Raw genomic sequence first — 25,497 nt, forward strand, 5'->3', positions numbered from 1 at the left:
GGTAAGCGGAAACGAGTGCACAGTATGCAAATGCTTATGTTGGTGATGCCGAAATGATTCGGCGTCAATGATGAGAGAGAGTGTCTCACGTAGAGATATACTGAAAACGACGGGTGCGTCGATACCCGTCCTGCTCGCCGGTTGTACGTCCGACTCCGGGTCCGAAGCGACGACCGAGGGCGACGGTGGCGGCGGCGAAACGACTACGAGTGGCGGCACGGAGACGGCTGCCGGGAGTTCCGGCGCGACGATACGCATCGGCCAGTCGCTGAACCCCGTTCGATTCGACCCGATAACCCAGCTTTCGAACCCGGACGCGCTCGTCGCCAACCGAGTGTTCAGCCAGCTGTACACCTACGGCGAGGGGACGGACGTGGTCCCGAACCTCGCGACGAGTATGCCGACCATCGAGCGGGACAACACCCGTTACACCGTCGAGATCGTCGACAACGCGATGTTCCACAACGGCGACCCGGTCACCGCCGAGGACGTGGCCTACTCGTTCCGCGCGCCCATCGAGGAGGAGACGCCCCTCCTGGGCATCTTCAGCGTCATCGACTCCGTCGAGGCCATCGACGAGACGACGGTCCAGTTCGACCTCTCGAACCCCTACGCGATGTTCCAGCACGTCCTCACCCATCAGGTCGTGCCGGAGACCGTCCGCGAGGAGGACAAGGAGGCGTTCAGCACCGAACAGCCCATCGGTTCGGGGCCGTTCCGGTTCGTCGAGTGGGAAGAGAGCAACTACGTCACGCTCGAACGCTGGGACGACTACTGGGGCGACGAACTGCCCAACGTCGCCGGCGTCGAGTTCACGCCCATCACGGAGTCGACGACGCGCGTCACCAACCTCAGAACGAGCGACGTGGACGTCATCGAGACGATTCCGCCGCGGCTCTGGGACACCGTCGAGAGCACCGAGGACACGAGCATCTCCGAGGTGGAGAGCGTCGGCTACTTCTACGTCGCGTTCAACTGCAACGAGGGGCCGACCGCCGACAAGCGCGTCCGCGAGGCCATCGACTACAGCTTCTCGATGGACGACGCGGTCGAACGCTACATCGACCCGGCCGGACTCCGCCAGTACGGCCCGCTTCCGGGTCCGATGGTCGAAGAGTGGGACATGCCGCTCGAAGAGTGGATGGAGATTCCGAACGACAAGGACGTCGAGCAGGCGACGGCGCTGTTCGAGGAGGCCGGCGTCCCCGCCGACTGGGACGCGAAAATCATCGTCCCGCCGGACGACAACCGCGAGAACATCGGCCTCTCTATCGCCAACGGCATCAAGGAGGCCGGCTACGAGGCCCACGTCGAACGGCTCGACTGGGGCGCGATGCTCAGCCGCGCGTACACCGGAAACGCCTCGGACTACAACATCTACGTCCTCGGATGGGTCCGCTACCCCGACCCCGACGACTTCATCTACAACCTGTTCCACGAGGACTCCGAGGGCGTGAATCAGGGCGTCTACTACCGGAACGACGAGGTCATGGCGCAGATTCAGGGCGCGCGCGAGTCGACCGACCGCGACGAGCGCCAACAGCTCTACCAGTCGGCCATCTCGACGCTCTTGGAGGAGAAGGTCCACCTCCCCGCGTTCAACTACAAGAACTCCTACGGGGTGAAGTCCACCGTCAGCGACTTCCAGGTACACCCGGTCTCGCCGCAGAACCCGCGGCTCCTCACCTCCTACAACAACGTCTCGGTCGACAGATGATCTCCAACAGACGGTAACAGTTACCAAACGTTATATGCTCTCTCCCCATCCACCCTATCAATGACGACAACCGGCTACATCGGACGGCGATTACTCCAAATCGTCCCGGTCTTGTTGTTCGTCGTTACGGTCACGTTCGTCCTCATCAACTCGATTCCCGGCGACCCGGTTCGCATCTTGGTCGGGCCGAGCGCCGACGCGGCGGCCATCGAGGCCGCTCGCGCGAGGTACGGCCTCGACCAGCCGCTGTACGTCCGGTACGTCAAGTACGTCGCGGCGGTCGCCACGGGCGACTTCGGGACGAGCATCCACTACGGGGGAGTCCCGGTCACGGAGAAGATTCTGGAGCGGCTTCCGGTGACGCTGCTCCTCCTCGCGTCGAGTTTCACCCTCGCTATCGGCTCGGCGATTCCGCTGGGTATCTTCGCCGCCAAGAACCGTAACAACGGCTACGACCACCTCGCTCGCATCACGTCGCTCGTCGGCGTCAGCACGCCCAGCTTCTGGGTCGGCCTGCTGCTCATCATCGTGTTCGCGTACTACGGCGACCTCCTGCCGCCGAGCGGGCTCGTCATGCCGTGGGCGGACCCCGCGTCGGTCGACGGCGCGACGTCGAGACTGGACGTGCTGGCGACCGCGGCGTCGCATCTGATACTCCCCTCTATCACGCTGGGGACGCTCCAGATGGCGGCCATCACGCGCATCGAGCGGTCGTCGATGCTCGAAGTGCTCAACAAGGACTACGTCCAACTCGCCCGCGCCTACGGCGTCTCCGAGCGGACGATTCTCCGGCGGCAGGCGTTCAAGAACGCGCAACTGCCGGTGCTCACGGTTATCGGCATCCAGATGACGACCGCCCTCGGCGGCGCGGTGCTGACCGAGACGGTCTTCAACATCAACGGGATGGGGAACCTCATCATCACCGCGGTCCGAGCGCAGGACTACCAGCTCATCATGGGCACGACGATATTCTTCGCCATCGTGTTCGTCCTCGGCGTGCTCGTCGTGGACGTGCTGTACGCGGTCATCGACCCGCGCATCTCCTACGGGGGTGGTGCCGGTGAGTGATTCGACGGCCGCCGTCGGCGACTCGGCTCACACGGGCGGCGTCGCGGACGCGGGCGAGCGGAGCTCTGTCTCCCGCACGTCGCAGGTGCTCCGACAGCTCAGGCGCAATTCGGCGTCGCGCGTCGGCCTCTACGTCATCGGGCTCGTGACGCTCGTCGCGCTGGTGACGACCATCGACGCCGACCTGTTCGACTACCAGTTCGCGGCGACGTACTGGTACCATCCGGAAAGCGACTCCGCGGGCAGCGCCATCCTGCTCCCGCCGGTCGGCATCGAAAACAGCTTCGGGACGGGGACGTGGGCCCATCCGCTCGGGACGGACCACCGCGGCCGCGACGTGCTCGTCAGACTGGTGTACGGAACGCGCATCGCCGTTCAGGTGGGTCTCATCGCGACGGGCATCGGGATGACCATCGGGACGGTCGTCGGTGCGGTTTCGGGCTACTACGGCGGCTGGGTCGACGACGTGCTTCAGCGGTTCGTCGAGTCGCTGTACGCGATTCCGTTCCTCATCCTCGTCATCGCCATCATGTCCGCGTTCGGCCGCGAGCTCGGCATCGCCATCGTCGGCGTCTCCATCACGACGATTCCGGTGTTCACGCGCCTGATTCGCTCGCAGGTGCTGAGCGTCCGGGAGATGGAGTACGTCGAGGCCGCGAAGGCCGCCGGCGTCCGCGACCGCCACATCATCTTCCGCCACATCATCCCCAACAGCTTCGCGCCGGTGCTCGTCCAGTCGACCTTGCAGGTCGGCGTGAACATCCTCATCGTCGCGTCGCTGTCGTTCCTCGGGTTCGGGGTCCAGCCCCCGACGCCGTCGTGGGGGCAGATGCTCGCCCACTCGCGGCAGTACATGATCGTCAACCCGTGGTTCAGTCTCTGGCCCGGCCTCGCGATTCTCGCGACGGTCGTCGGCTTCAACCTGCTGGGCGACGGCCTGCGCGACGCAATCGACCCGCGGTCGAACGACTGACGATGAACGGACGACACCTCTCACCGACCGTTCGCCGCGGGCCCGGGAGTCGCCCGGCCTCCGCCAGTCGCTCGCCCGCCGAACCACCGCTCCCTACTCGGGGCGGCGTCGGAACTCGCTCTCGCGGTTCTGCAGAGGCACCCATCTCACGCACCGGCGCCCCCCACGATTCCACGACCAATGTCTGACACGCTACTCACCGTCCGCGACCTGCACACCCACTTCCGCACCGACGCGGGGACCGTCCGGGCCGTCGACGGTATCTCGTTCGAGGTACAGCGCGGCGAAGTGCTCGGTATCGTCGGCGAAAGCGGCGCGGGAAAGAGCGTCGCGGCGCGGAGCATCATGCGCCTCATCGACTCGCCGGGCGTCATCGTCAACGGCGAGGTCCGCTTCGAAGACGACCTGCTCGTCGGCGTCGAGCGCGGCGACGACCCCGACGGCGAACCCCGGCAGGACCCCGAGATGCTGTCGAGCCGCGAGATTCGCGAGCGCGTCCGGGGCCGCGAAATCGCGATGATATTTCAGGACCCCACGGAGAGCCTCAACCCGGTGTTCACCGTCGGCGAGCAGTTGAGCGAGATTATCGGGCTCAACCGCGACGTGTCGGCGGCCGAAGCCGAGGCCATCGCGGTCGAGCGCCTCCGCGAGGTCGGCATCCCCGAGGCCGAACGCCGGATGGACGACTACCCCCACGAGTTCTCCGGGGGGATGCGCCAGCGCGTCCTCATCGCGATGGCGTTCGCGTGCGAACCGAGCCTCGTCATCGCCGACGAGCCGACCACCGCGCTCGACGTGACCGTCGAGGCGCAGATTCTCGACCTCGTGAAGGACCTCGCGGCGCGCTACGACACGTCGTTCGTCTGGGTCACCCACGACATGGGCGTCGTCGCCGAGATATGCGACCGCGTGGCCGTGATGTACCTCGGCGAAATCGTCGAGCAGGCGACCGTCGACGACCTCTTTCACGACACGAAACACCCCTACACCGAGGCGCTCCTCGGGTCGATTCCGCGGCCCGACCGCGACGTGGACGGCCTGTCGCCCATCGAGGGCATCATGCCGGAAGCCATCAATCCGCCGCAGGGCTGCCGCTTCCACACGCGGTGTCCTCACGCCCGCGAGGCGTGTCTGCACGCCCACCCCGACGCCCGCGTCGTCGACGGCGGGAGCGAACAGGCCCGAGACGTAGAAACCGCTGACGGCACCGCTCTCACCGAAGTCGCCGCCGCGCCGCACCGAGCGGCGTGCCTGCGCAACGACGCGTTCGCCGAGGCGGGCTACTGGGAGAGCGTCCCGCTCGACGACGCCGAGTCGGTGTCGGCTTCGACCGCCGCCGAGTCGGCTTCCGATTCCGCCGGTGACGCCGCCACCGACGCTACCGGCCCCACCGACGCCCCTGACGCTACCGCCGCCGCCAGCAACGGCTCCACCGTCGACCCGGACGCCGACCCGCTGCTCAGCGTGCGCGACCTGCGGAAGTACTTCGACGCGAGCGACGGCTTCCTCGACCGCCTCCGGTTCGACCGCGACGCGGGGCTGCTCCCCTTCTCGGCCGACCGCGAGCACGTCCGCGCGGTCGACGGCGTCTCGTTCGACATCCTGCCCGGCGAGACCCTCGGCCTCGTCGGCGAGTCCGGGTGCGGGAAGTCCACGCTCGCGCGGACGCTCCTCCGGTTGGTCGACCCGACGTCCGGCGACATCGTCTTCGACGGGGAGAACCTCGCCGAACTGTCGAAGGAGGAGCTTCGGAAGCGCCGCAAGCGCATGCAGTTCGTCTTTCAGGACCCGCAGGCGTCGCTCGACCCGCGGATGACCGTCGGCGAAACCGTCGAGGAGCCGATGCGGGCCCACGGGCTCTACGAGGGCGACCGCGAGGGGCGGGCGCGCGAACTGCTGGAGACGGTCGGTCTCGACGCCGACCACTACAACCGCTATCCGCACCAGTTCTCCGGCGGTCAGCGCCAGCGGGTCAACCTCGCGCGGGCGCTCTCTGTCGACCCCGACTTCATCGTCTGCGACGAACCGACCTCGGCACTCGACGCGTCGGTGCAGGCGCAGGTGCTCAACACGATGAAGGAACTTCAGGACGAGTTCGGGCTGACGTACCTGTTTATCAGCCACGACCTGAGCGTCATCCGCCACGTCTGCGACCGCGTGGCCGTGATGTACCTCGGCGAACTGGTCGAACTCGCGGACAAGGACGACCTGTTCGAGTCGCCGAAGCACCCCTACACCCGGGCGCTCCTCTCGTCGATTCCGGTGCCCGACCCGCGGGTGTCCCGCGAGACGGTCCCGCTGTCCGGCGACGTCCCGTCGCCGATTCATCCGCCCACCGGCTGTCGGTTCCACACCCGGTGTCCGAGTCTCGTCGCCCCGGCGGAACTCGGCCTCGGTGACGACGAGTGGGACCGCGTGCGCCGGTTCGTCAGGGCCGTCCAGCGCGAGTCCCCGGACGTCGTCGCCGACGATGCTCGCGCGACCTACTTCCCAGACGGCCTCCCAGCCGGCGACGCCGGCGCGACCGTCGAGCACGCGCTCTCGCTCGCGGCCGATGGCGCGTGGCGCGACGCCGCGTCGCTCCTGACCGAGACGTTCGTCGAGCCGAGCGTCTGCACCTCCGAGGTGCCGACGCTGGACTCGCCCGGCGGACTCGACCGTATCGTCAGCTGTCACCACTACTCCTGAAAAGCGCCGCCGCCTTTACTTCGTCCTCACGCCGACCCGAATCGGTCGGCGACCTCGCCCACGGTTTCGAAGGCGACGCCCGGCGCGTCGGCGACGTGTTCGACGAACGATTCGAGCCGGGCGAGCCGGTGGGACTGCCCGATGACCTGCGGGTGCATCGTGAGGACGAACACGCCGCCGTCGACGTTGTCGACCATCCAGTCGAACTGCTCGCGCCACTGGCGGAACACCGCTTTCTCGTTCGCGTAGCCCCGCTCGCGGTTGAACGCGAACGCCGGGAAGTCGTCGCGTTGCCACGACACGGGCACCTCGACGATGTCGGTCTCGGTGCCGCGTTCGAAGGGGGCGTCGGCGGGCGCGGCCCACCCCTCGCGGACGCGGTACGGCTCGAAGTCGGTCGCCATCTGGCTGGAGTCCCACTCGAAGCCGAGTTCGTCGAGGATGCCGAGCGTGTGGGTCGAAAAATCCCACGAGGGCGAGCGGTAGCCGGTCGGCCGCCGGCCCGTGAGGTCGACGATGCTCTCGACGCCGCGTTTCACGTCGTCGTACTCGGCCGCCCTCGACTCGTACTGTCGCGGGCGGGTGTGCGACCAGCCGTGGTGCTGGACGTCGTGGCCGCGGCTCCACACCTCCTCGGCGGCCTCGGGGAAGCTGTCGATGGTGTGGCCCGGCGTGAACCACGTGGCCTCGACGCCGAACTCGTCCAAGAGGTCGAGGACGCGGGGCGCGCCCACGTCGACGCCGAACAGTCCTCTCGACAGTTTCGTCGGGCTGTCCGGCGACCCGAAGGAGTGTATCCACGAGGAGACGCCGTCGAAGTCGAACGTGAGGCAGACGCTGTGGTGAGTCACGCTTCGACCTACGAAAATCGATGTGATAGCTGTTTCCATGCCGCACTCCCGTCCGGCGACCTATCGTCTCCTGCCTCGCGAGTTACCGAAACGCCGGCGCGACGCGCTCGGCGAACAGTTCGGCGCTCGTCGTCTCGGGGAAGTCAACGAACTCGACGACGACTTCGCCGAAGCCCATCCCATCGAACGTCTCCAGTCGCTCGCGGACCTGCTCGGGCGTGCCGACGAGCGGGTACTCGCTGTCGGCGACGTTCTCGGGTTTGAACCGCGGGAAGTGTTCGTCGAGGAGGGCGTCGAGTTCCGCCTCGTCCTCGCGTATCAGACACCGCGCGAACCACGAGCGCTCTATCTCCTCGAACGGCCGGCCGTAGCCCTCGCAGTGGCGTTCCAGCACGTTCAGTTTGTGTCGCATCACCTCCGGCGGCCCCCAGAAGTTCCACGAGTCGGCGAACTGGGCGGTGATTCGGAGGGTGAACGACTCGCCGCCGCCGCCGACCATGATGGGCGGGTGCGGGTCTCGGACGGGATACGGCCGGCACATCGCCTCGTCGAGGCTGTAGTAGTCGCCGTCGAAGCTGACCGTCTCCTCGGTCCACAGGCGCTTGAGCATCCGAATCGACTCCTCCAGCATCCGGAGGCGAGTCGGCGCGTCCGGCCAGTCGTAGCCGTAGGCCCGCGCCTCGCTCTCCTTCCAGCCGGCTCCCATCCCGAGTTTCAGTCGTCCGTCGCTCACGGCGTCGAGGGTCGCGGCCTGCTTGGCGAGGAGCGCGGGGTTTCGGAAGTGGTTGTTCACCGTCTTCGGGTAGAGGTACACGTCTTCGGTCTCGCGGGCGATACCGGCCAGCGTGACGAAACACTCCGTCGTGGGGCCGGTGCCGGTCATGACGTGGTCGGGGACTGCGACGCCGTCGAAGCCGAGGCCCTCCATCGCCACGGCGAACTCGACCTGCGCGTCCCACGAGATCTCGTCGCAGAACGCCAACTGGGAGTGAACCGAGTCGCCGGCGCTGGTCGGAACGTTGACTGCGAACTGCATACGAACGGCTCACGCGCGACCACGAAAACAGTTACCACTTCTCGCATCGCGTCACCCGCTGCTACACTTCACTCGCCGTCACCCCAACACGTACTACGGTTCGCGCCCTCCGGAACAACATGACGGACCACCAGCGCGCGGCAATCGTGACCGGCGCGTCCAGCGGTATCGGTCGGGCGGTCGTCGAGCGACTCCGAGCGGACTACGACCACGTCGCCTGCTTCGACGTCGCGACCGGCGAGAACGACTGGGACGACGAGCGCGTCCACGAGTTCGCGGTTGACGTTCGCGACCCCGACGCGGTCGCGGACGCGGTGGCCGCGGTCGAATCAGTCGCCGACGTGGCGGCGCTCGTGAACAACGCGGGCATCTCGCGGGCCGTCTCCCTCGCGGACCTCGACCCGGACGAGTGGGACCGCGTCCTCGGCGTGAACCTCAAAGGGCAGTACGTCGTCGCCCGCGCCGTCGCCCCGGGGATGGTCGAACGCGGCGAGGGAGCCATCGTCAACGTATCGAGCGTCGCCGGCCTCCGCGGGAGCGCCACCGGCGGCGTCCACTACTCCTCGTCGAAGGCGGGCGTCTTCGGGCTGACGAAGGGGCTGGCGAAACAGCTCGGCCCCGAGGTGCGCGTCAACTGCGTCGCGCCGGGACTCGTCGAGACGCCGCTTCTCACCGAGTCGAACCTCTGGACCGAAGCGGCGCTCGCCGAGTACGCCGCCGACCTCCCGCTCGAACGCATCGGAACCCCCGAGGAAGTCGCCGACGTGGTCGCGTTCCTCTGCGACGGCGCGAGCTATATGACGGGCACGGTGCTGACGGTCGACGGCGGGTCGATGCTCCGGTGACGCGACGTGCGATGTACTCAGGGGCGGTTCCGCGTCGCGCCGACTGAGCCGACTGATATCGAACATATCAGAATAAATTTTATATATAATTTTGAATGTGTCGTTTTGATTTTCAATTCTTGCACGACTCGCCATCGGTGAGTCTCGTCGGTGGCCGCGATAGCGCAATCCGGCGGGAAAACGCGCTAGACCGCCCTAAATCTGCCCTTGGTCCTTTCTCCATGTCCGTGTGTCCGAGGTGACGACCGGACGAGCGTGGTTGGACTGAATGACCGTGTCGGTAGTCCGAGATTTCGACGGCGATGCTACCGACTGCTCCCGTCTATCCGAGGAGAAAGCGTCTATAGCGGGCTGGTAACCCGGGGACCCCGATGAATGAGGAGACGGGGATAGTGGTCTCTGGTCGATGCGAAACCGGCCAGTCGAGTGTCGAGAGAGAGCTCGGACGAATATATACAAAAATTGATTAGTTTGTAGTTCACTCAGATAATCGAGTACTCTGACACCACCGTTGGCCCGCAACGTTGAGTCTTTCAAAACATATTACGCAGCCGCCGCTGTACCGGACCCTCGGGCACAATCATGGACTACGTCAAAGAAGACGACACGGTCGTCGTCAGGTTGGACCCCGGCGAACAGGTCCTCGACTCGCTCGCGTCGGTGCGCGACGAGTTCGACATCGAACACGGCTTTCTCACGGGTATCGGTGCGGTCGACTCCGTCACGCTCGGCCACTACGACGTGGACGATCAGGAGTACCTCGAAGAGGAGTTCACGGGCCAGTTCGAGGTGACGAGCTTCCTCGGCAACATCGGCCCCGACAAGATTCACACGCACATTCAGGTCGGAACGCGCGACTTCGAGACGCTCGGCGGCCACTGTTCCGGCGCGCGCGTCTCCGGGACGTTCGAGGTCGTCATCCACCTCGGCGAGACGCCGTTGACCCACCACCTCGACGAGCGGACCGGACTCGACGTGTTCGATATCTGAACTGGCCCAGCTTGGGCCGAGCCGAGCCGAACTGAACCGAACCGAGCGAGCCGCGGTGCGGACACCCGGTTTCTTTTCTGTGCGACTGTCGCGGGTCGAGAGCGCCGCGCTCGTCGGGCGACGTGAGACGGTCCGGGGAAGAAAAGTCGGCGCTGTCGGGGCGTCGGCCGGTGGTGGAGGGCCGAAGCGAGGGGGTGGGGGGCGTGCGGTCGGCGGACTGGCCGGCGCCCCGAACGCGCCGAACGAGGGTTCCGGGGGGCGTCCGCCGACGCGGGTTCCGCCGCGGGGACGCGGCCGGGGACCGGTGGTCGCGTCGCCGTCGGCGGGGCAACCGCCGTTCCGTCTGAGTGCGGCCGGCGGCAACTATTCGTAGTCGGTACCCCACATTGTCGGTTCCTCGGTTACTACCGTGTGTAACGTGAGTAGCGTGAGTAGCATGTGTACGTCGGTATGTGTGGCTTCAGGCGCTCTACCGCCGGCTCGTGCGAGAATCTCCCAATCGAATGACTTTCGACGCGGGGGGTCGTGGCCGAGAGTGATAGATGAAACGACACCTCCGCGTTCACATCGTCCCCCTGTGGCGCGAACACGACCGCATCGTCGGCCCCATCGAGGACGACCGGCCGGATAAGGTCTACCTCCTCGAACACGACGACCCGTCGGTCGAGCGCCCGACGTATCACGAGGCGGTCGTCGACCGCATCGCCGACGTAATCGGCTCCCCACCGGACGTCGAATACTTGGACCTCTTCGACATGTACGAGGTGATGGGCGCGATTACGACCATCGCCGACTGGCACCCCGACGACTTCGTCCGCGTCAACGTCACCGCCGGCACCAAGCGCGCGGCCGTCGGCGCGACGATGGCCTGCATGGACGAACACACCGACGCCGAACCCTACGTCGTCGACCCCGAGGTCCGGCCGCACGGCCTCGACGCGCCGGTCACTGAGGGCTTCGAGCGGGCGTCGCTCCTGACCACCTACCAAATCGACTCTCCTTCACCCGACCAGGTCGCCGCGCTCGCCATCATCGAGGCCCACGACACCGACGCCAAACACGCGAAGAAGAAGACGCTCATCACCGAGGCGGCCCGCTACGGCCTCGACTTCATGCGCGGCCGCGTCGACGGCGACGCCGCCGACTACGACCCCGTCACCGGCGACTACAACGTCCTCGACAACCGCGTCACCGCGACGCTCGAACACCAGGGCTACGTCACCGTCACCCGTCGCGGAACCCGACGGTATCTCGAACTCACGGAGGAGGGCAGACAGACGCTCCGCGCGTTCCGCCACCGGGCCGAATCGGTCGTCTCGGACCTCGAAGCCCGGACCGAAGACCCCTCCGAGAACGTCGATTTCGCCCTCGACAACCCGGTCGACGCGCTCGTCGAAAATCGGTAGGGATAGTCGCCACTCTCGCACCCCGAGGGTAACTGTTAGTACAGTCGAGAAGATATGCTGACATATATGCCCTCCAACAAGCAGACGCGCAGAGCCGTCCTCGCGGCCGGCGGCGCGACCGCCCTCGCGTCGCTCTCAGGCTGTGTCGCCCGCGCGTTCAGTGCCCTCGACGTTGAGCGCGAGTACCGACGCGACGCGCCCGTCGGCGACGTGGCGGGTGCGTGGCCGACCTACCAGCGCGATTTCGCCAACACCGGCCACACGACCGACCCCGGGCCCTCGGCGGACGCGAGCGTCGAGCGAATCGCGTCGGGCGACGCGGCGCTCGGCACGTCGGTCGCGCTCGCCGACGGGCGCGGCGTGCTCGGCTACAGCGACGGCGAGGGCGAGGACGGGGTCTACCGCGCGCTCGACCTCGATTCCGAGACCGCTCCCGCCGAGTCCGACGACGCGTGGACCATCGACTACGCGTACGGCAAATCCACGCCCACGCTCGCCGGCGACGCGATGTTCGTCTCGACCGCCGAGTTCGTCGCGGCCTACGACGCCCGGACCGGCGAGCGGTGCTGGCGGACGAGCGAGGGTGGGTACGGGACTCCCGCGAACGCGCCGGTGCTCGCCGCGGGAACGCTCGTCGATGGCGGCGGCTCGACGGTCTTCGGGCGCGACCCCGCGACCGGAGAGGAGCGATGGAGCTACGACGCCGGCAGGGCGTCGCCGGGACTCGTCGCCCGCGACGGCGTCGTCTACACGCCAATCGGCGCCGACGGACTCGCCCTCGGCGTCGCCGCGCTCGACGCCGCGACCGGCGAGGAGCGGTGGCGACGCGAGGACATCCCGCAGACCGGCGTCCCATTCGCGGTGGGCGACGCTCACCTCTACTACAACGCCCACCGCGGGAACGTGTTCGCCCTCGCCCTCGAAGACGGGTCGACGCAGTGGCGGGCGTCGATCCCGCTCCCGGAGAACGGAAGCCCGCAGACCGCCGTCGCGGGCGACACGCTTCACGTCCAGTCCTCGCGGGGGAGCCTCGCCGCGTTCGACGCCGCCGACGGCGCGACGAACTGGTCGCTGTCGCTCGATGCGGATACGTTCTCCCGACCGCCGGTCGTCGCCGACGACACCCGGTTCGTGGCGACCGACGACCGAATCTCCGCAATTTCGGCGGCGTCCGGCGAGGAACTGTGGTCGAAGGCGCTCGACGCCCGTCCGACGGGCGGTCTGTCGGTCCGCGGGTCTGAACTCTACTTCGCCGGAACCGGAAGGAACCCCGGCGTGTTCCGCGTGGCCGACTGACGGCCGCGGGCCGTCGTCGTCGAGTTTGTCGCCCGCGGCGAGACCATGAACCGCCTCGCCGTCAGTCGAACGTGTACGTCCGATACCGTCGAATCGCGTACCGGTACGAGCCGTAGGAGACGCCGACGGTCACGAGGAGGTACAGGCCGAGTCCGACGGCGAGAAGCGGCGTCGCCGAGACGTGGCCGGTGACGCCGAACCACGTGGCAACGAGGCCGATGACGGTGCCGGGGCCGACGACGAACATGAACGCCATCAACACGAGCGTCGAGGGAACGACCGTCTTCGCGCCCCAGAACTCGCGTTCCTCGTATATCGGGTAGGCCGCGCCGATGCCGACCGCGAAGGCCGCGGCGGCGACGCACATGAAGACGCCGACGAGCGCGAACCCGACCGCCGACAGCGGCGACGTGCCGAGGGCGACGGTCAAAAGCGGGAGCGCCGCGGCGACCGGCACGCCGAGGACGACCCCGGCGAGCACGCGCCCGCGGACCAGCGCCCGCGGCGCAGTCGCCGTCAACAGCAACAGCGGGAACTGCGGGCGGTCGTCGCCGAGGGGATTGAGGCCGAACGTCGCGCCCGCCAGATAGGTCCCGAGGCCGGCCCCGCTCGCCGCGAGAAGCGGCCCGAGACCGTCGGCCGAGGACTGGACGATGGTCGTCCCGAGCGGGCCGAGGAAGAACGCCAGCATCACGAGGTGCGTGAACTTCTGGGGGTGGCGGACGCCGCGGACGAGCAGGCCCCACGCGACGCGGCCGCCTTTCGTCGCCGACAGCGGTCGGGGGACCGAGAAGCCGCCGGGCGAGCCGTTCGCCTCCGCGTCCGCCGCCGCCGACGAGCCTCGGTCGCCACCGGTCGCGCGGTCGGTGAACCAGAGCGCGCTCGCCTGTCGGGTGGCGACGACGAGGCCGACGGGCGTGAGCGCGACGATGGCCGCGAAGGTGGCGACGGCGACCGCAGAAAACGGTCTGGCGAGCGGCGTTCCGACGAACGCGAGCGCGAGGTAGTCGCCGAGCGGGCCGACCGCCAGCGTCGCCGCCAGCCACTCGACCGGGAGCGACCCGTCGGCCAGCGACCGGCCGACCGACTGCGAGACGAGGACGAACGCGACCGTCGCGACGAAGCCGACGACCTTGAGAATCCGCCGGACGCCGGGCAGGCGCTCGAACGCGCGGAGCACGGCGATGCCGGCCGCGTAGCCCCAGACGGTCGTACAGCACGCGAGCGGGACGACGACGAGGGCCGCCGTCACCAACAGCGACGGCGCGCCGAGACCGGCCGTGAACGTCGCGGCGACGACCGCGAACGGGAGTCCGAACCAGAGGGCGACGCGCCCGATTTCGGCCGCGATGAGTCCGATGACGACGGCCCGCGGATGGACCGTCGTCAACACGAGCGACTCGTGTTCGACGCGGCCGATGCGTTCGAGCGTTCGGAACGTCGCCAGAACCGCGAGCGCCACGGGCACCCCGGTGGCGGCGAGGTCGAAGAAGGGAATCTCGGTCACCGACTGCGCGCTTCGGCCGGCGACGTAGACGACCGGGAGCGAAAACAGGAGGCTGCCGCCGAAAAACAACAGGAGTAACAGGAGCCCGACGATTCGGCGCGTCTCGGAGGCGTATCCGCGGAGGCTCCGCACGAACTCGGCGCGCCCGATTCGCAGGCCGTGGCGAACGTCTCGTCGGAGGCTCATTCGTCTTCGACACCCGACAGTTGCGGCTCGTCGCTCGTGACCGCGAGGAACGCGTCTTCGAGCGAGCCCTCGCCGCCGGTCTGGGCGCGCGATTTCACCTCGTCGGGCGTCCCCTCGGCGACGACGCGACCGTCGAACAGGACGCCCACCTCGTCGGCGACGGCCTCCACGACGGGGAGGATGTGCGTCGAGAGGAAGACGGTCGACCCCGAGTCGGCCACGTCGCCGATGGACGTCCGAATCTGCCGGGCCGCGCGGGGGTCGAGCCCGGAGGTCGGCTCGTCGAGAAACAGCACGTCCGGCTCGTGGAGCACGCTCTGGATGAACGCGGTCTTCTGTTTCATCCCCTTCGAGTACGTGCCGATGCGCTTGTTCGCGTCGCCGACGAGGTCGAACTGGTCGAGCAGGTCGTCGATGCGCGTCTCGGCCGTCTCCGACGGAATGTCGCGGAGGTCGGCGACGTAGTCGAGCTGTTCGCGGGCGCTGAACTCGTCGTACAGCGGCGGCGTCTCCGGGAGGTAGCCGACGTGGGGTGCGAGCTGTCGACGGTCACTCGCGTCGAGTCCGCAGATGCGGACCGAGCCACCGGTCGGCTGCGAGAGTCCCGTCAGAATGCGCATCGTCGTCGTCTTCCCCGCGCCGTTCGGCCCGAGGAAGCCGTACACTGTTCCGCTCGGAATCGACAGCGAGACGCCGTCGAGCGCGACCTCGGAGCCGTACGATTTCCGGAGGTCAGTCGCTTCGATGGCGACGGCCGCGTTCGTGGAGGGCATGGGACGACCCCCGATTCACCCTCCGGACGCCTAACGGTTGCGACTTGATACACGAGCGACAGAACCGCGTCGATTCGCCCGCCGTCTCAGGGAGTCGTCGTCTCGGGGTTCGTCGGGCGAATCGACCGATAGAACGCCGTCGAGTACGCGGCGAAGAAGCCGCCGATGAGACCGCTGAAGAGCACGAGTCCGACCGCGAGGGCGACCATGCCGACGACGCCGACCGTCGGGAGACTCGAAAACGCCGACGCGGCGGGAGCGCCGGTACCCGACCCGGCCACCGCGGTCCCTTGGTGCCGGAGCGACGGGGTGAGCAGGAGCGAGATGACGACAGCGAACGCGCCGGCGAGGACGCCGCCGAGGCCGGTGATGACCGAGTAGCCGAGGACCGAGACGATGTTGCGCCTGACGCAGGAGACGCTTCGCTTGATGCCGTCGACCGCGCCGAGGTCGTCGATGACGATGGCGTGGCCGAAGAACTGCACGACGAACACCACGGCGAGGTAGGTGAGGGCCACGGCGAGGACGACGACGGCCAGAATCGCGAGCGCGACGGTACTCGTCTCCCCGCCGACTCCGAGGACGGCGATGCCGACGAACACCGAGGCGAAGACGCCGACGAACGACAACACGAGATTGACGGCCAGCAGGGAGAAGTACACCACGAGCAGCGAGACGTAGTGTGACCTCCCCTCGCTGACGAACGTGCCGAGCGAGGTGCGACCGTCGATTGCCTCGTTGGCCATGCCGAGGACGCCGCCGAGGAAGAACGGGGCGATGAATATCGTGAGTCCGCTGAACCCCAGCGAGATGATGCTCCCGATGAACGGGCTGACCGCCTGCGCGAACACCGACGGGAGTTGAATCAGGCTGAACGCCGCGGCGACGGCGAACAGTATCGGGTTCCGTCTGAGGGACCCGGCGGCTGTACCGATGGATTGGAGGGCTGCCATACCGGCCACGTCTCGACACCGCACAATCAATGTTTGGTTGACAGGACCTCTCATTCCGCCCGCGGCCCGAACCGCGAGCCGGCCGAAGACGACCGCGAGACGGCTCGTTCTCTGCAACTGTCGTTACACGGGTCTCCCCGTGTTCGACGTCTTCACGAGTGACCGGCCCGGTCACGGAGGAACGCGTCGACGGCGGCCGCGACTCGTTCGGGGTCGTCACCCGGGCCGCCGTGGCCGAGTGCGTCGAACTCCACGAACCGGCTGGTCGGGAGGGCGTCGTGGACGTTTCGTGCGCTCTCGCGGAGGAAGTCGGGGCCGTCGGTGCCGGCCAAGACCACGGCGGGCGCGTCAACGTCCAAGCGGGCCGGAAGCCGGTACTGCTCGACGGCGCGGTTCATCCGGACGACCTCCTCGGCGAGGGCGACGCAGTCGGGCCAGACGGGCCACTCGTCGAGCCACGCGTCGAGGTCGTCGATGCCGTCGGGGTGGAGCACCTGCTCGACGTAGCGCTTGACCGCCTCGCGCCGCTCCCCCGCCTCGACGAGCGCGGCCATGCGCTCCGAGAGGTCCGCCTCGCTTCGGTACGCCTCCGGGAGCACCGCCGGTTCGTAGGCGGCGACGGCGGCCACCCGCGCGTCGGTCGCCGCTTCGAGGGCGGTGAGCGCGCCGTAGGAGTGACCGAACAGCACCGGGTCGCGTCCGGTCACCTCATGAATCTCGTCGACGAGTTCCCGGACGTACTCGACTTCGCGCTCCAGCACCGCCTCGGCGGGCGTCGACTCGGCGTCGTCCAGACAGGTGCCGAAGCCGGGTCGCTCCGGGACGACGACCTCGTAGTCCCCGAGATGCGGGACGACCGGGTCCCAGAACGCCGGCGGTGCCATCCCGCCGTGACAGCACAGGAGCGGCGTGTCGTCTCCGAATCGGTCGTCGGACGGTTCGGCTCCGGGTTCGAATCGAATCGGTTGCATCGCACTCTCGCTTGTCGCCGGCGTCGGCTAAGTCGCACTCTCAGCCGTGCGGCCGTTTAAGTACGACCCGAGACTGCGGCCGCCTCGGCCGCTTCGACACGCCCATGACCGACCGCCGAGAGAGCGGACGTATGGGTCTCATCGCCGAGTTCGACATCGACTGCGACGCGCTCCCGCTGACCGGGGTCGCGGCGGCGGTCTCGGAGGCGACGCTCGCGCTGGAACTCCAGTACAACCACGGCGAGCGCCCGATGTTCGTCGTCACGGTCACGGGGGGGTCGGCGCGGGCGCTCGAAAGCGTCATCGACGACTCTCCCGACGTGGCCGACTGGACCCGAATCGGCGAGTCGGGCGAGACACGCCGGTATCAGGCCGTCCCGGCGCGGAGCTTCGAAGAACAGCTCGGTGACAGCCTCGACGACCTCGCCGGACTGGAATCTCTCGCCACCGCCGACGCCATCATCGAGCGCATCGAGGTCCGGCCTGCGGGCTGGCGACAGACCGGCTGGTTCGCGGACCGCGACGCGTTCGGGCGGTTCGCGTCGTTCTGGCGGCGGAACGCCGGTTTCGACCTCCGACGCCTCGCCCGCGACGGCGACCCCGAACCGCCGGGCGAGGGACTCACCGACCGACAGGACGAGGCGCTCCGGTCGGCGTACGAACTGGGCTACTTCGACATCCCCCGCGGGGCCACCCTGCGGGAGGTCGCCGACGAACTCGGCATCACCGCTTCTTCGGCCTCCGAGCGACTCCGACGGGCGCAGACCCGGCTCATCGCCGAGACGGTGGCGACGACGTGGCCGCCGCTTCCGAACTGACGGGTCGACGAACCGGAACCGACGAACTCGACGAACCACTCGGGTCGGTCACGCCCGAAGACCGACCTAACTCAGCCGAACGACGGCGCTCCGGCCGGCGAAGTAGACGCCGCCCTCGGCGATGCTCGGGCCGATATCGAAGCGCTGGCGCTTGCCCGCGGCCAGTTCTTGTCGCGTGTTTCCGGTCGGGGCGTCGAGAACGGTTACCGCTCCCCCGCTGTCGTCGTGCGTCGGGACGAACACCCTCCCCGCGCCGACGGCGATGCCGCTCGCATAGCTTCCGGCGTAGCTCCGATTATCCCAACAGCGAGTGCCGTCCGCCAGCGCGAGCGTGACCAGTCGGTCGTCGGTCGCGACGTACACTCGACTCCCGTCGGTCGCGATGGTCTCGGGCCGTCTCGGTCGACTCTCGCCCCTCGTCTTTCTCGGTTCGAGCCGATAGCGCCAGCGCCGTTCGCCCGTCTCGGCGTCGAATCCGAGCACGCTCCCGGCCTCGGTCCCGACGAGGACGGTTCCCTCGACCACCGAGACGTTGCACGCGATTCGGGCGTTCGTCTTCGCCCGCCAGCGCTCCGTCCCGTCAACCGCGGCCAGCGCCCGGACGTAGGTGTCGTCGCCGGCGGTGTAGACGGTGCCGCCGGCGACGGCGGGCGTCGAGTCGGACGGGAACCCGGTCGCGGCCCGCCAGCGGGTCTCGCCGGTCGAGAGCGCCAGCGCGCGCGTCGCCACGCCCGCTTGGACGTAGACGGTGTCGCGCGCGACGATGGGGCTCGCGCCGAAGATGCCGCCGCCGAGTCCCTCCCGCTTCCAGCGTCGGTCACCCGTCGCCGCGTCGAAGGCGTGGGTCTCTTCGCGGGTCACGACGACGAGCGTTCCGTCGCCGACTGCGGGCGCGGGCTCGGGGTCGGTGAGCGGTCTGGTCCACGTTCGCTCGCCCGTGTCGGCGTCGACCGCGGAGAGTTCGTCGTCCATGTCGTGGACGTAGACGGTGCCGTCGGCGACGACCGGGACGTGGTGGCCCACGTAGGTCTCCACGGGGACCGTCCAGTCGATGGCGAGGTCGCCCTCGGGGACGGCCTCGGCCGCGACGGCCCCGGTGTTCGTCGTCGGCCCCATCACGCCGCGCCAGTCCGTGGTCGCCGGCTCGACGGGGTCGTACTCGGGGCACTCCCCGCTCGTCGGGTTGTGCTCCGACGGCGTTCCGAGACAGCCCGTCGCGCCGACGGCGACGGCGCTTCCGAGACTCGCCAAGAGCCGTCGCCGAGTCGGGCGCTGGTCGGCGTCGGTCATGCGACTTTCACCACCCCGTGGTGCGCGTGGGTCAGATACGTCGCGTCCTCGGTGACGACCGGAGACGCCATCGACCGCTTGTAGTACGGTTCGGCGAAGTAGTTCCCCGTCTGGAGCCACTCGTCGGCGTCGTCGCCCCACAGCCGCGTCCCGTCGGCGGCGTCGAAGGCCCCGGTTCGGAGGTAGACCCGGCCGTCGGCGACGGGGGGACGAGCGAGATACGGGAGCGCCGTCGGGTCGCGCTCGTGGCTCGGCGGCGCTTCGTTCACCACGCGCCACTGTTCGACGCCCTCGTTCCGCGAGAGCGCGTAGAGGTTCTTCGCGCCGACGTACACTCGCTCGTCGTCGACCGTCGGCGGGCCTGCCACCGCCGAGCCGGTTACGAACCGCCACCGCTCCTCGCCGGTGTCGGCGTCCAGCGCGTAGACGGTACCGCCGACGGTCGCGTACAGCGCGTCGTCGGTGACGGCGAGGCCGTTGGGCGACCGGCCGTACCGCCCGTCGAGCACCGTCCGCCAGCGCCGCCCGCCGCCGTGGTCGTAGCCGAGGACGACGACCGCCTCGCGCTCCCGCTCGAACGGTGTGAAGGCGGCGTAGACGCCGCGCTCGTCGGCGACGGGCATCGTCGTCTCGACTGGCTCGTCCGGGCCGACGAGAAGCTCTGCCGGCCCCGGCCGGTCGGCGGTCCACAGCCGACTCCCGTCGTTTCCGACGGCGTGCAGGCGACCGCTCCCGCTTTCGACGTACAGCCGGTCCCCGTACGCCGTCGGCGTGCCGAGCCGGCCGCCGAGGTCCGCGGTCCACCCGCTCGACCCGTCGCTTCCGACGGCGTGGAGCGCGCCGTCGTACCCGCCGACGACGACGGTTCCGGAGTCGTCGCCGACGACCGCGGGGCCGCCGCCGAGTCCGTCCGCGAAGCCTTCGACCCACCGGACCGACCCGGACGCGGCGTCTATCGCGGCCAGCGGGCTCACGAAGTCGTTCGGCCTGTAATAGTGGGTGGCGAATCCGGCGACGTAGACGGTGCCGTCGGCGACGACCGGCGGGGAGAGTGCGCCGTAGAGCGGCGGGTCGGCGGCATCCCGCGAGACGCTCCACGAGAGGGTTCCTTCGGTCGGGCCGGCGGGGGCGCGACCCGTTGCCTGCGGGTCGTAGCCGGCGGTCGGCCACGCCGTCGTCGGGGCGTCGAACGTCGCGTCCGGGGTCGGCGAGGAGCCGCCACAGCCGGCGAGACCACCCGCGAGCGCGGCTCCGCCCGCGGCCAGCACCTCGCGTCTGGAGAGCATACGCCCGCCGTCTCGGCGCGGGATAAAAACCTTCGTGGCTCCCCGCTCGGGGACTCGCCGGACGCGACCGGTCGCGCCGCCGTCGGAACCACAGACGTATTATCAGTCGGGCCACACGTCCTCGCTGATGCCCTCCTATTCGAGACGCGACGCGCTGAAGGCGATTCCGGCGCTCGCCGCCGGTCTCGCCGGCTGCGCGACCCTCACGGGCCGCGACGACTCGCTTCCGATGCCGACCGCGTGGACGGCGGACGTGCGAACCCCGACCCGCGCCCGCCGGCCGCCGTCCGGTCCCCTGCTCGTCGGGACTGGAAGCCCGTTTCACGACGACCCGATGGTGACAGCGGTCGACCCCGAGACGGGCGAGGAGCGCTGGGCGGTGACCGGTCGAAAGGGTCACCGGTCGCCCCTCGGCGTCGACGACCGCCGCGCCTACCTGCTTTCGAAGGCGGGACGGGCCGCGGCGGTCGACTACGAGGCGGGCGAGCGAGCGTGGACCACCGAACTGACGGGCGTGGACAGAGCCGACCCGGGCGTCGTCCAGTACCCGCCGGTCGTCGCCGGCGACACCGTCGTCTTCCCCATCTCGGGCACGGAGAACGACGTGGTGGACCGACTGCTCGGACTGTCCCGCGCGGACGGCGACCGACGCTTCCGGGCCGAGCTTCCGGCCTCGCTCGCCGGCGCACCTGCTCCTGCCTCCGCCGTGGGCGACTCCGAAGCGGGCGTCGTCGCGCCCGTCCTCGACGGGACGCTCCGCCGGTTCGCCACCGATGGCTCCGAATCGTGGCGCGTCGACGTTGGTCCGTCGCCGTCGTCCGTGGCGGTCGCCGGCGACACCGCCTTCGTCGGGAGCGCGACCGAGGAGCTGTTGGCGCTCGACGCGGCGACCGGCGAGGTTCGGTGGCGCGCGCCGCTCCGAAACACCGTGTTCGCCCGGCCGCTCGTCTCCGACGGCCGCGTGTACGTCGGCGGCGCGGACTACTTCCTCTACGCTTTCGATGCCGAGTCGGGCACCCGGCTGTGGCGGGACGAGCTGGCCGCCCCCGTGACCTGCGGGCCGACCCGCGTCGGCGACCGACTGGTGACCGTCGTGGGGTCGGACATCCTCGTCCGGGGGCACAGCGGGACCGTCCCGTTCGACCCGACCGCGCTGTACGTCCACGCGACCGACGGGACGCTTCTCAACGAATATCGGTTCGAGGGCTACCTCGACGGCGGCAGGGTGAACTGGGCCGTCGCCGCGGGCGACGGCGTCTACGTCGGACAGGAGTGGCAACTCGCCCGCCTCGACGCGGAGGTGCTCGATGCCGAGTGAGCGTCCGGACCGGTCTGAGGCGACCGGGAACCGGGACCGAAACGTTTCCCGTCGAGAGGTGCTCGGCGGCCTCGCGGCCGTCGGTTCGCTCGCCGTCGCCGGCTGTAGTTCGATTCCCGGACTCGGCGGGAGACGACCGGTCTGGCGACGCGATATCGACGGCGCGTTCATGGCCGGCCCGCCCGCCGTCACCGACGAACTGGTTCTCGTCGGGATGCAGGACAAAGCGCTGTACGGCCTGCGGCGCGAGGACGGCTCGACCGCCCTCCGGTTCGAGACGGGCGGACCGATAGAGGCGCGGCCCGTCGCTCCCGCGTCCGGCGGCCCGTACCACGTCCACAGCACCGACGGCGACCTCTACGCCGTCGACTCGGCGGGCGACGAACTCTGGCGCGACGAGGGCACGCCCTACCGAGCGCGACTCGTCCGCACCGGATCGCTCGTCGCCGAACTCGACCTCGCCGGCCCCGAGAACACGCTCGCGGGCTACGACCCGCAAACCGGCGACCGACGCTTCGAACGAGCCGTCTCGTCGTACTTCCTCAACGGCGTCACCGACGACTCGTTCGTGGTGCCCGTGCCGGTGAGCGAGACCGAATCGCGCGTCACGTCGCTCTCGCCGGCGGACGGAAGCGTTCGATGGCGGACCGAGCCCCGGCGGTGGTATTCCAACGTGGTCGCGGACGCCCGACTCGTCGTCGCCGCGAGGGACGGAACGCTGACGGCCTTCGAACGGTCCGACGGGAGCGTTCGGTGGCGCGTCCCCATCGGCGACGTGGGACGGACGATGGTGCTCGGGTCGCAGGCGTACCTCACCCGCGACCGGGACGGCGGGCGGCAGGAACTGCTCGCGTTCGACCGGGAGACCGGCGAGCGCCTGTGGGAAAATCCCACGGGCTACCAGATTCGGGCGGTCGAGGCCACGGACGACGCGGTGTTCGTCGGGAGCCGCGTCGACGACCCCGACGGCGGGATTCTCGGCCGAATCGACTGCTTCGGTCTCGACGGGACGCGACGGTGGCAGACCGTCACCGGACTCCCGTCGCTCGACTCACTCGGCGTCACGGACTCTCGCGTCGTCGCCGTCTGGGACCGGGGCTTCGAGGTGCTGGCCCGCGAGACCGGCGCGTCGCGGTGGTCGTACGAACCGGAATCGTACAGTCGGCTCTCTCTCCGCGTCGAGCCGTCGTCGGTGTTCGTCTCGTACGTCGGCGACGGTGCAGTCGCGCGGTTCCCGCTGGACTGACTTCCACTCGGCGCTGGCGGCGCGCGATGCACCAACCAACTTATTGCTGTACCGAGGGGATACTGCGCCAACGAGGAGCACGAACCGATGGACGACACACGCCGCGCACCCCCGCTGGAGCGCCTCATCGAATCAGTCGAGGACCGCGCCTACGGCAAGGTGAGCGACTCGCTCGGGGCGCTCCGGGCGGCGTCGGCCGAGGACCGCAAACAGGCGCTCCGCGAACTTCGAGACCTCGCGGACGACCGGCCGACCGCGTTCGAGTCGTTCCTCCCCGCCGTCACGCCGTTTCTCACCGACGACGAGCGCGCCGTTCGACTGCTGACCGCGAAGGCGCTCGTTGCGGTCGCGGAGGCCGCTCCCGATGCGGCCGCTCCCGCGGTTCCGGCGCTCGCCGAGCGCCTCGCCGACGAAGACGAGTTCTACTTCGTCCGCGCCCGGTCGGCCGAGGCGCTGGGATACGTCGCGCTCGAACACCCCGACGCGGTCGCCTCGCCGGCGGTGCTCGCGGACCTCCGCGTCGGCCTCTCGTTCGACGAACCCGAGGTGAAACGGAAGCTGGCGAAGGCGCTCGAATGCGTCGCGCTCGGCGACCCCGGCCGGCTTCGCCACCGCGTCTCGACGCTCGTCGAACACCTCGACGACCGGGACGTACTCGTTCGATATCACCTCTGTACGGCGATGGCGGCCGTCGGCTGTGACGCCCCGGACTCGCTCGGCGCGGGTCGGTCGGCGCTCTCCGCTCGGCTCGCCGACGAGAACGCCTTCGTCCGGGGGCGCGCCGCCGAGGCACTCGGGCTGTTGGCCCGCGAGCGCGGCGGGTCGGTGACGGTTCCGGACTCGGTACTCGATACGGAGTCAGACGCGGCGGCCGAGTTCGTCGCCGAGCGGGTCCGCTTTCTCCGGGCGTCGGGTGACGGCGATGGCAGTGACTCGCCGGCCGACGGCGTTGGGACGCTCGCCGGCGTTCGAAACACGACCGCGGACGCGGTCGCCGAGATTACGTCGCCCGACGCGGACGGCGAGTGTCCCCATTGCGGTGTCGACCTCCCCGAGGGCGCGCCGCCGATGTGTCCGAGTTGCGGCGTTCCGCACTGATCTCTCCCGTCTGCTCTCCGCCCTCGCTCGCGGGAGGCGATACGCGCGGTCGGTTGTGGTCTGACGGCGACGGCCCGTGTGTGGCCGGCCGAACGGTACGGTTCACTCGGTGCGGACTTCGAACCTCGCGCCGCCGGTCTCGGCGTTCGTGACCGTCAGTTTCCACCCGTTCGCCTCGACGAACTCGCTCACGATAGCGAGCCCAACGCCTGTCCCGTCGGCGGACGTCGAATAGCCGTACTCCAAGACGGACGCAACCCGGTCGGGCGGAATCCCCTCCCCGTCGTCCGCCACGTAGAATCCGGCGGTATCCTCCAGCGGGCCGACCGTGACCGTGACCGTGACCGGGTCCCGGTTATGTTCGACCGCGTTTCGAAACAGGTTTTCGAGGATGTGGTCGAGCAGTCCAATATCGGACTCGTACTCGACTGCCGGGTCTATCAACACCCGGAGTTCGCTGTCTTCCGTCTCGGTCACCGACCAAGAGAGCTTCGCGTGCGAGGCGATGGACGCCGACACCGCGTTCGCCTCCCGGCGTCGTCCCATGGTGAGCGTCCGTAGTTCGGTTATCATTCTTGACATCCGATTGAGCGGTTCCACCATCGCGTCGAGTTCCTCGCTCTCGAACTCCTCGCGCGCACGACCGAGCCAGCCGATGGCGACGCTGAGCGGATTCCGGAGGTCGTGTGAGACGATGTCGGCGAACTCCTTGAGGCGCTCGTTGGCGCGTTCGAGTTCCTTTCGCTGTCGTTTTCGCTCGGAGATATCCCGCGTGTTGATGACATAGTAGCCGTCGGAAGTCGGTTCCGAGGACGTGACCGACTCCACCCAGACGTAACTCCCACCGCCCTGCAAATGCCGGTACTCGATGGCTTCGACGACGTATTCGTCGCTTGAGACGACGTTTTTGAAGGCGTCGTACACCCTCTCGCGGTCGTCTGGATGGAAGCACTCCGTGCACGGCACGCCGACTAATTCGTCTTGACCGAACGCTAATAGCCGCTCGACTGAGGGGCTCTGATACCAGACGACACCGTCTTCGTCGAGCAGTGAAAGCAGGTTGGTCGAGTGAAGTGGGATGTCTTCGAGCGGAATTACCCTGTCGGATGTCTCGACCCGACCCGGCGTATCCCCCGTCTCATCACTCATGGGGTGTATCATTACAGAGGATGATATTATCT

At 68.7% G+C, this 25,497-nt stretch carries 21 protein-coding genes; 12 read left to right on the forward strand and 9 right to left on the reverse strand.

Annotated elements, in window-relative coordinates:
• Positions 1-130: 130 nt before the first annotated feature.
• The 4 genes from BN996_RS14325 (at position 131) to BN996_RS14340 (ending at position 6,446) form a co-directional block, all read left to right on the forward strand.
• Entirely contained in the window at positions 131-1,717 is a 1,587-nt protein-coding gene (locus BN996_RS14325; protein ID WP_089780528.1) for an ABC transporter substrate-binding protein, read from the forward strand.
• Between the two features lie 60 nt (positions 1,718-1,777).
• Entirely contained in the window at positions 1,778-2,785 is a 1,008-nt protein-coding gene (locus tag BN996_RS14330; protein WP_089780530.1) for an ABC transporter permease, read from the forward strand.
• Positions 2,778-3,758: an ABC transporter permease gene (locus BN996_RS14335; RefSeq protein WP_193310960.1), complete on the forward strand. Its 981-nt coding sequence runs from the start codon at positions 2,778-2,780 to the stop codon at positions 3,756-3,758. The genes BN996_RS14330 and BN996_RS14335 overlap by 8 nt, the downstream gene beginning before the upstream one ends.
• Positions 3,759-3,938: 180 nt before the next feature.
• Positions 3,939-6,446, forward strand: a complete 2,508-nt coding sequence (locus tag BN996_RS14340) for a dipeptide ABC transporter ATP-binding protein (protein ID WP_089780203.1) — start codon at positions 3,939-3,941, stop codon at positions 6,444-6,446.
• A 26-nt stretch (positions 6,447-6,472) separates the two neighbouring features.
• Here the strand turns inward: BN996_RS14340 and BN996_RS14345 are convergent, their stop codons facing one another.
• Together BN996_RS14345 and BN996_RS14350 are read right to left on the reverse strand one after the other, a co-directional pair.
• Entirely contained in the window at positions 6,473-7,297 is an 825-nt protein-coding gene (locus BN996_RS14345) for a polysaccharide deacetylase family protein (protein WP_089780205.1), read from the reverse strand.
• Between the two features lie 82 nt (positions 7,298-7,379).
• Positions 7,380-8,333, reverse strand: coding sequence for an LLM class flavin-dependent oxidoreductase (locus BN996_RS14350; RefSeq protein WP_089780207.1), 954 nt, complete (start codon positions 8,331-8,333; stop codon positions 7,380-7,382).
• Between the two features lie 119 nt (positions 8,334-8,452).
• Between BN996_RS14350 and BN996_RS14355 the strand changes: the two genes are divergently transcribed.
• From BN996_RS14355 to BN996_RS14370, 4 genes are all read left to right on the forward strand, one after another.
• Entirely contained in the window at positions 8,453-9,178 is a 726-nt protein-coding gene (locus BN996_RS14355; protein ID WP_089780209.1) for an SDR family NAD(P)-dependent oxidoreductase, read from the forward strand.
• Between the two features lie 582 nt (positions 9,179-9,760).
• Positions 9,761-10,168, forward strand: coding sequence for a PPC domain-containing DNA-binding protein (locus BN996_RS14360; protein WP_089780211.1), 408 nt, complete (start codon positions 9,761-9,763; stop codon positions 10,166-10,168).
• A 542-nt stretch (positions 10,169-10,710) separates the two neighbouring features.
• Positions 10,711-11,574: an HFX_2341 family transcriptional regulator domain-containing protein gene (locus tag BN996_RS14365; protein ID WP_089780213.1), complete on the forward strand. Its 864-nt coding sequence runs from the start codon at positions 10,711-10,713 to the stop codon at positions 11,572-11,574.
• A 66-nt stretch (positions 11,575-11,640) separates the two neighbouring features.
• Positions 11,641-12,870: an outer membrane protein assembly factor BamB family protein gene (locus tag BN996_RS14370; protein WP_089780215.1), complete on the forward strand. Its 1,230-nt coding sequence runs from the start codon at positions 11,641-11,643 to the stop codon at positions 12,868-12,870.
• 61 nt (positions 12,871-12,931) lie between these two features.
• Here the strand turns inward: BN996_RS14370 and BN996_RS14375 are convergent, their stop codons facing one another.
• The 4 genes from BN996_RS14375 to BN996_RS14390 all read right to left on the reverse strand — a co-directional run bounded on the left by BN996_RS14375 (position 12,932) and on the right by BN996_RS14390 (position 17,260).
• Entirely contained in the window at positions 12,932-14,563 is a 1,632-nt protein-coding gene (locus BN996_RS14375) for a hypothetical protein (protein WP_089780217.1), read from the reverse strand.
• The gene (locus BN996_RS14380; RefSeq protein ID WP_089780219.1) at positions 14,560-15,336 is read right to left on the reverse strand and encodes an ABC transporter ATP-binding protein; all 777 of its coding nucleotides are present in this window, start codon (positions 15,334-15,336) and stop codon (positions 14,560-14,562) included. Before BN996_RS14380 ends, BN996_RS14375 begins: the two co-directional genes overlap by 4 nt.
• 86 nt (positions 15,337-15,422) lie before the next feature.
• The gene (locus tag BN996_RS14385) at positions 15,423-16,289 is read right to left on the reverse strand and encodes a DUF7847 domain-containing protein (protein WP_089780220.1); all 867 of its coding nucleotides are present in this window, start codon (positions 16,287-16,289) and stop codon (positions 15,423-15,425) included.
• 152 nt (positions 16,290-16,441) lie between these two features.
• The gene (locus tag BN996_RS14390; RefSeq protein WP_089780222.1) at positions 16,442-17,260 is read right to left on the reverse strand and encodes an alpha/beta fold hydrolase; all 819 of its coding nucleotides are present in this window, start codon (positions 17,258-17,260) and stop codon (positions 16,442-16,444) included.
• A 131-nt stretch (positions 17,261-17,391) separates the two neighbouring features.
• On the opposite strand from BN996_RS14390, the gene BN996_RS14395 reads away from it, so the two are divergent.
• On the forward strand, positions 17,392-18,078 hold the full coding sequence (locus tag BN996_RS14395; RefSeq protein WP_089780224.1) for a helix-turn-helix domain-containing protein: 687 nt from the start codon (positions 17,392-17,394) through the stop codon (positions 18,076-18,078).
• 66 nt (positions 18,079-18,144) lie between these two features.
• Here the strand turns inward: BN996_RS14395 and BN996_RS14400 are convergent, their stop codons facing one another.
• Positions 18,145-19,368 carry an outer membrane protein assembly factor BamB family protein gene (locus BN996_RS14400; RefSeq protein WP_089780226.1) on the reverse strand — a complete coding sequence of 408 codons (1,224 nt, stop codon included), beginning with the start codon at positions 19,366-19,368 and terminating at the stop codon, positions 18,145-18,147.
• On the reverse strand, positions 19,365-20,654 hold the full coding sequence (locus tag BN996_RS14405) for a PQQ-binding-like beta-propeller repeat protein (RefSeq protein WP_089780228.1): 1,290 nt from the start codon (positions 20,652-20,654) through the stop codon (positions 19,365-19,367). Before BN996_RS14405 ends, BN996_RS14400 begins: the two co-directional genes overlap by 4 nt.
• A 127-nt stretch (positions 20,655-20,781) precedes the next feature.
• Between BN996_RS14405 and BN996_RS14410 the strand changes: the two genes are divergently transcribed.
• The 3 genes from BN996_RS14410 to BN996_RS14420 all read left to right on the forward strand — a co-directional run bounded on the left by BN996_RS14410 (position 20,782) and on the right by BN996_RS14420 (position 24,316).
• Positions 20,782-21,972: a PQQ-binding-like beta-propeller repeat protein gene (locus BN996_RS14410; RefSeq protein WP_089780230.1), complete on the forward strand. Its 1,191-nt coding sequence runs from the start codon at positions 20,782-20,784 to the stop codon at positions 21,970-21,972.
• Positions 21,962-23,218: an outer membrane protein assembly factor BamB family protein gene (locus BN996_RS14415; protein WP_089780232.1), complete on the forward strand. Its 1,257-nt coding sequence runs from the start codon at positions 21,962-21,964 to the stop codon at positions 23,216-23,218. The genes BN996_RS14410 and BN996_RS14415 overlap by 11 nt, the downstream gene beginning before the upstream one ends.
• A gap of 87 nt (positions 23,219-23,305) precedes the next feature.
• On the forward strand, positions 23,306-24,316 hold the full coding sequence (locus tag BN996_RS14420) for a HEAT repeat domain-containing protein (RefSeq protein ID WP_089780234.1): 1,011 nt from the start codon (positions 23,306-23,308) through the stop codon (positions 24,314-24,316).
• A gap of 102 nt (positions 24,317-24,418) precedes the next feature.
• On the opposite strand, the gene BN996_RS14425 is transcribed toward BN996_RS14420, so the two are convergent.
• Positions 24,419-25,465 carry a sensor histidine kinase gene (locus tag BN996_RS14425; RefSeq protein ID WP_089780236.1) on the reverse strand — a complete coding sequence of 349 codons (1,047 nt, stop codon included), beginning with the start codon at positions 25,463-25,465 and terminating at the stop codon, positions 24,419-24,421.
• Positions 25,466-25,497 lie beyond the last annotated feature (32 nt).

The sequence above is a fragment of the Haloferax massiliensis genome, from assembly GCF_001368915.1.
Lineage (GTDB): Archaea > Halobacteriota > Halobacteria > Halobacteriales > Haloferacaceae > Haloferax > Haloferax massiliensis.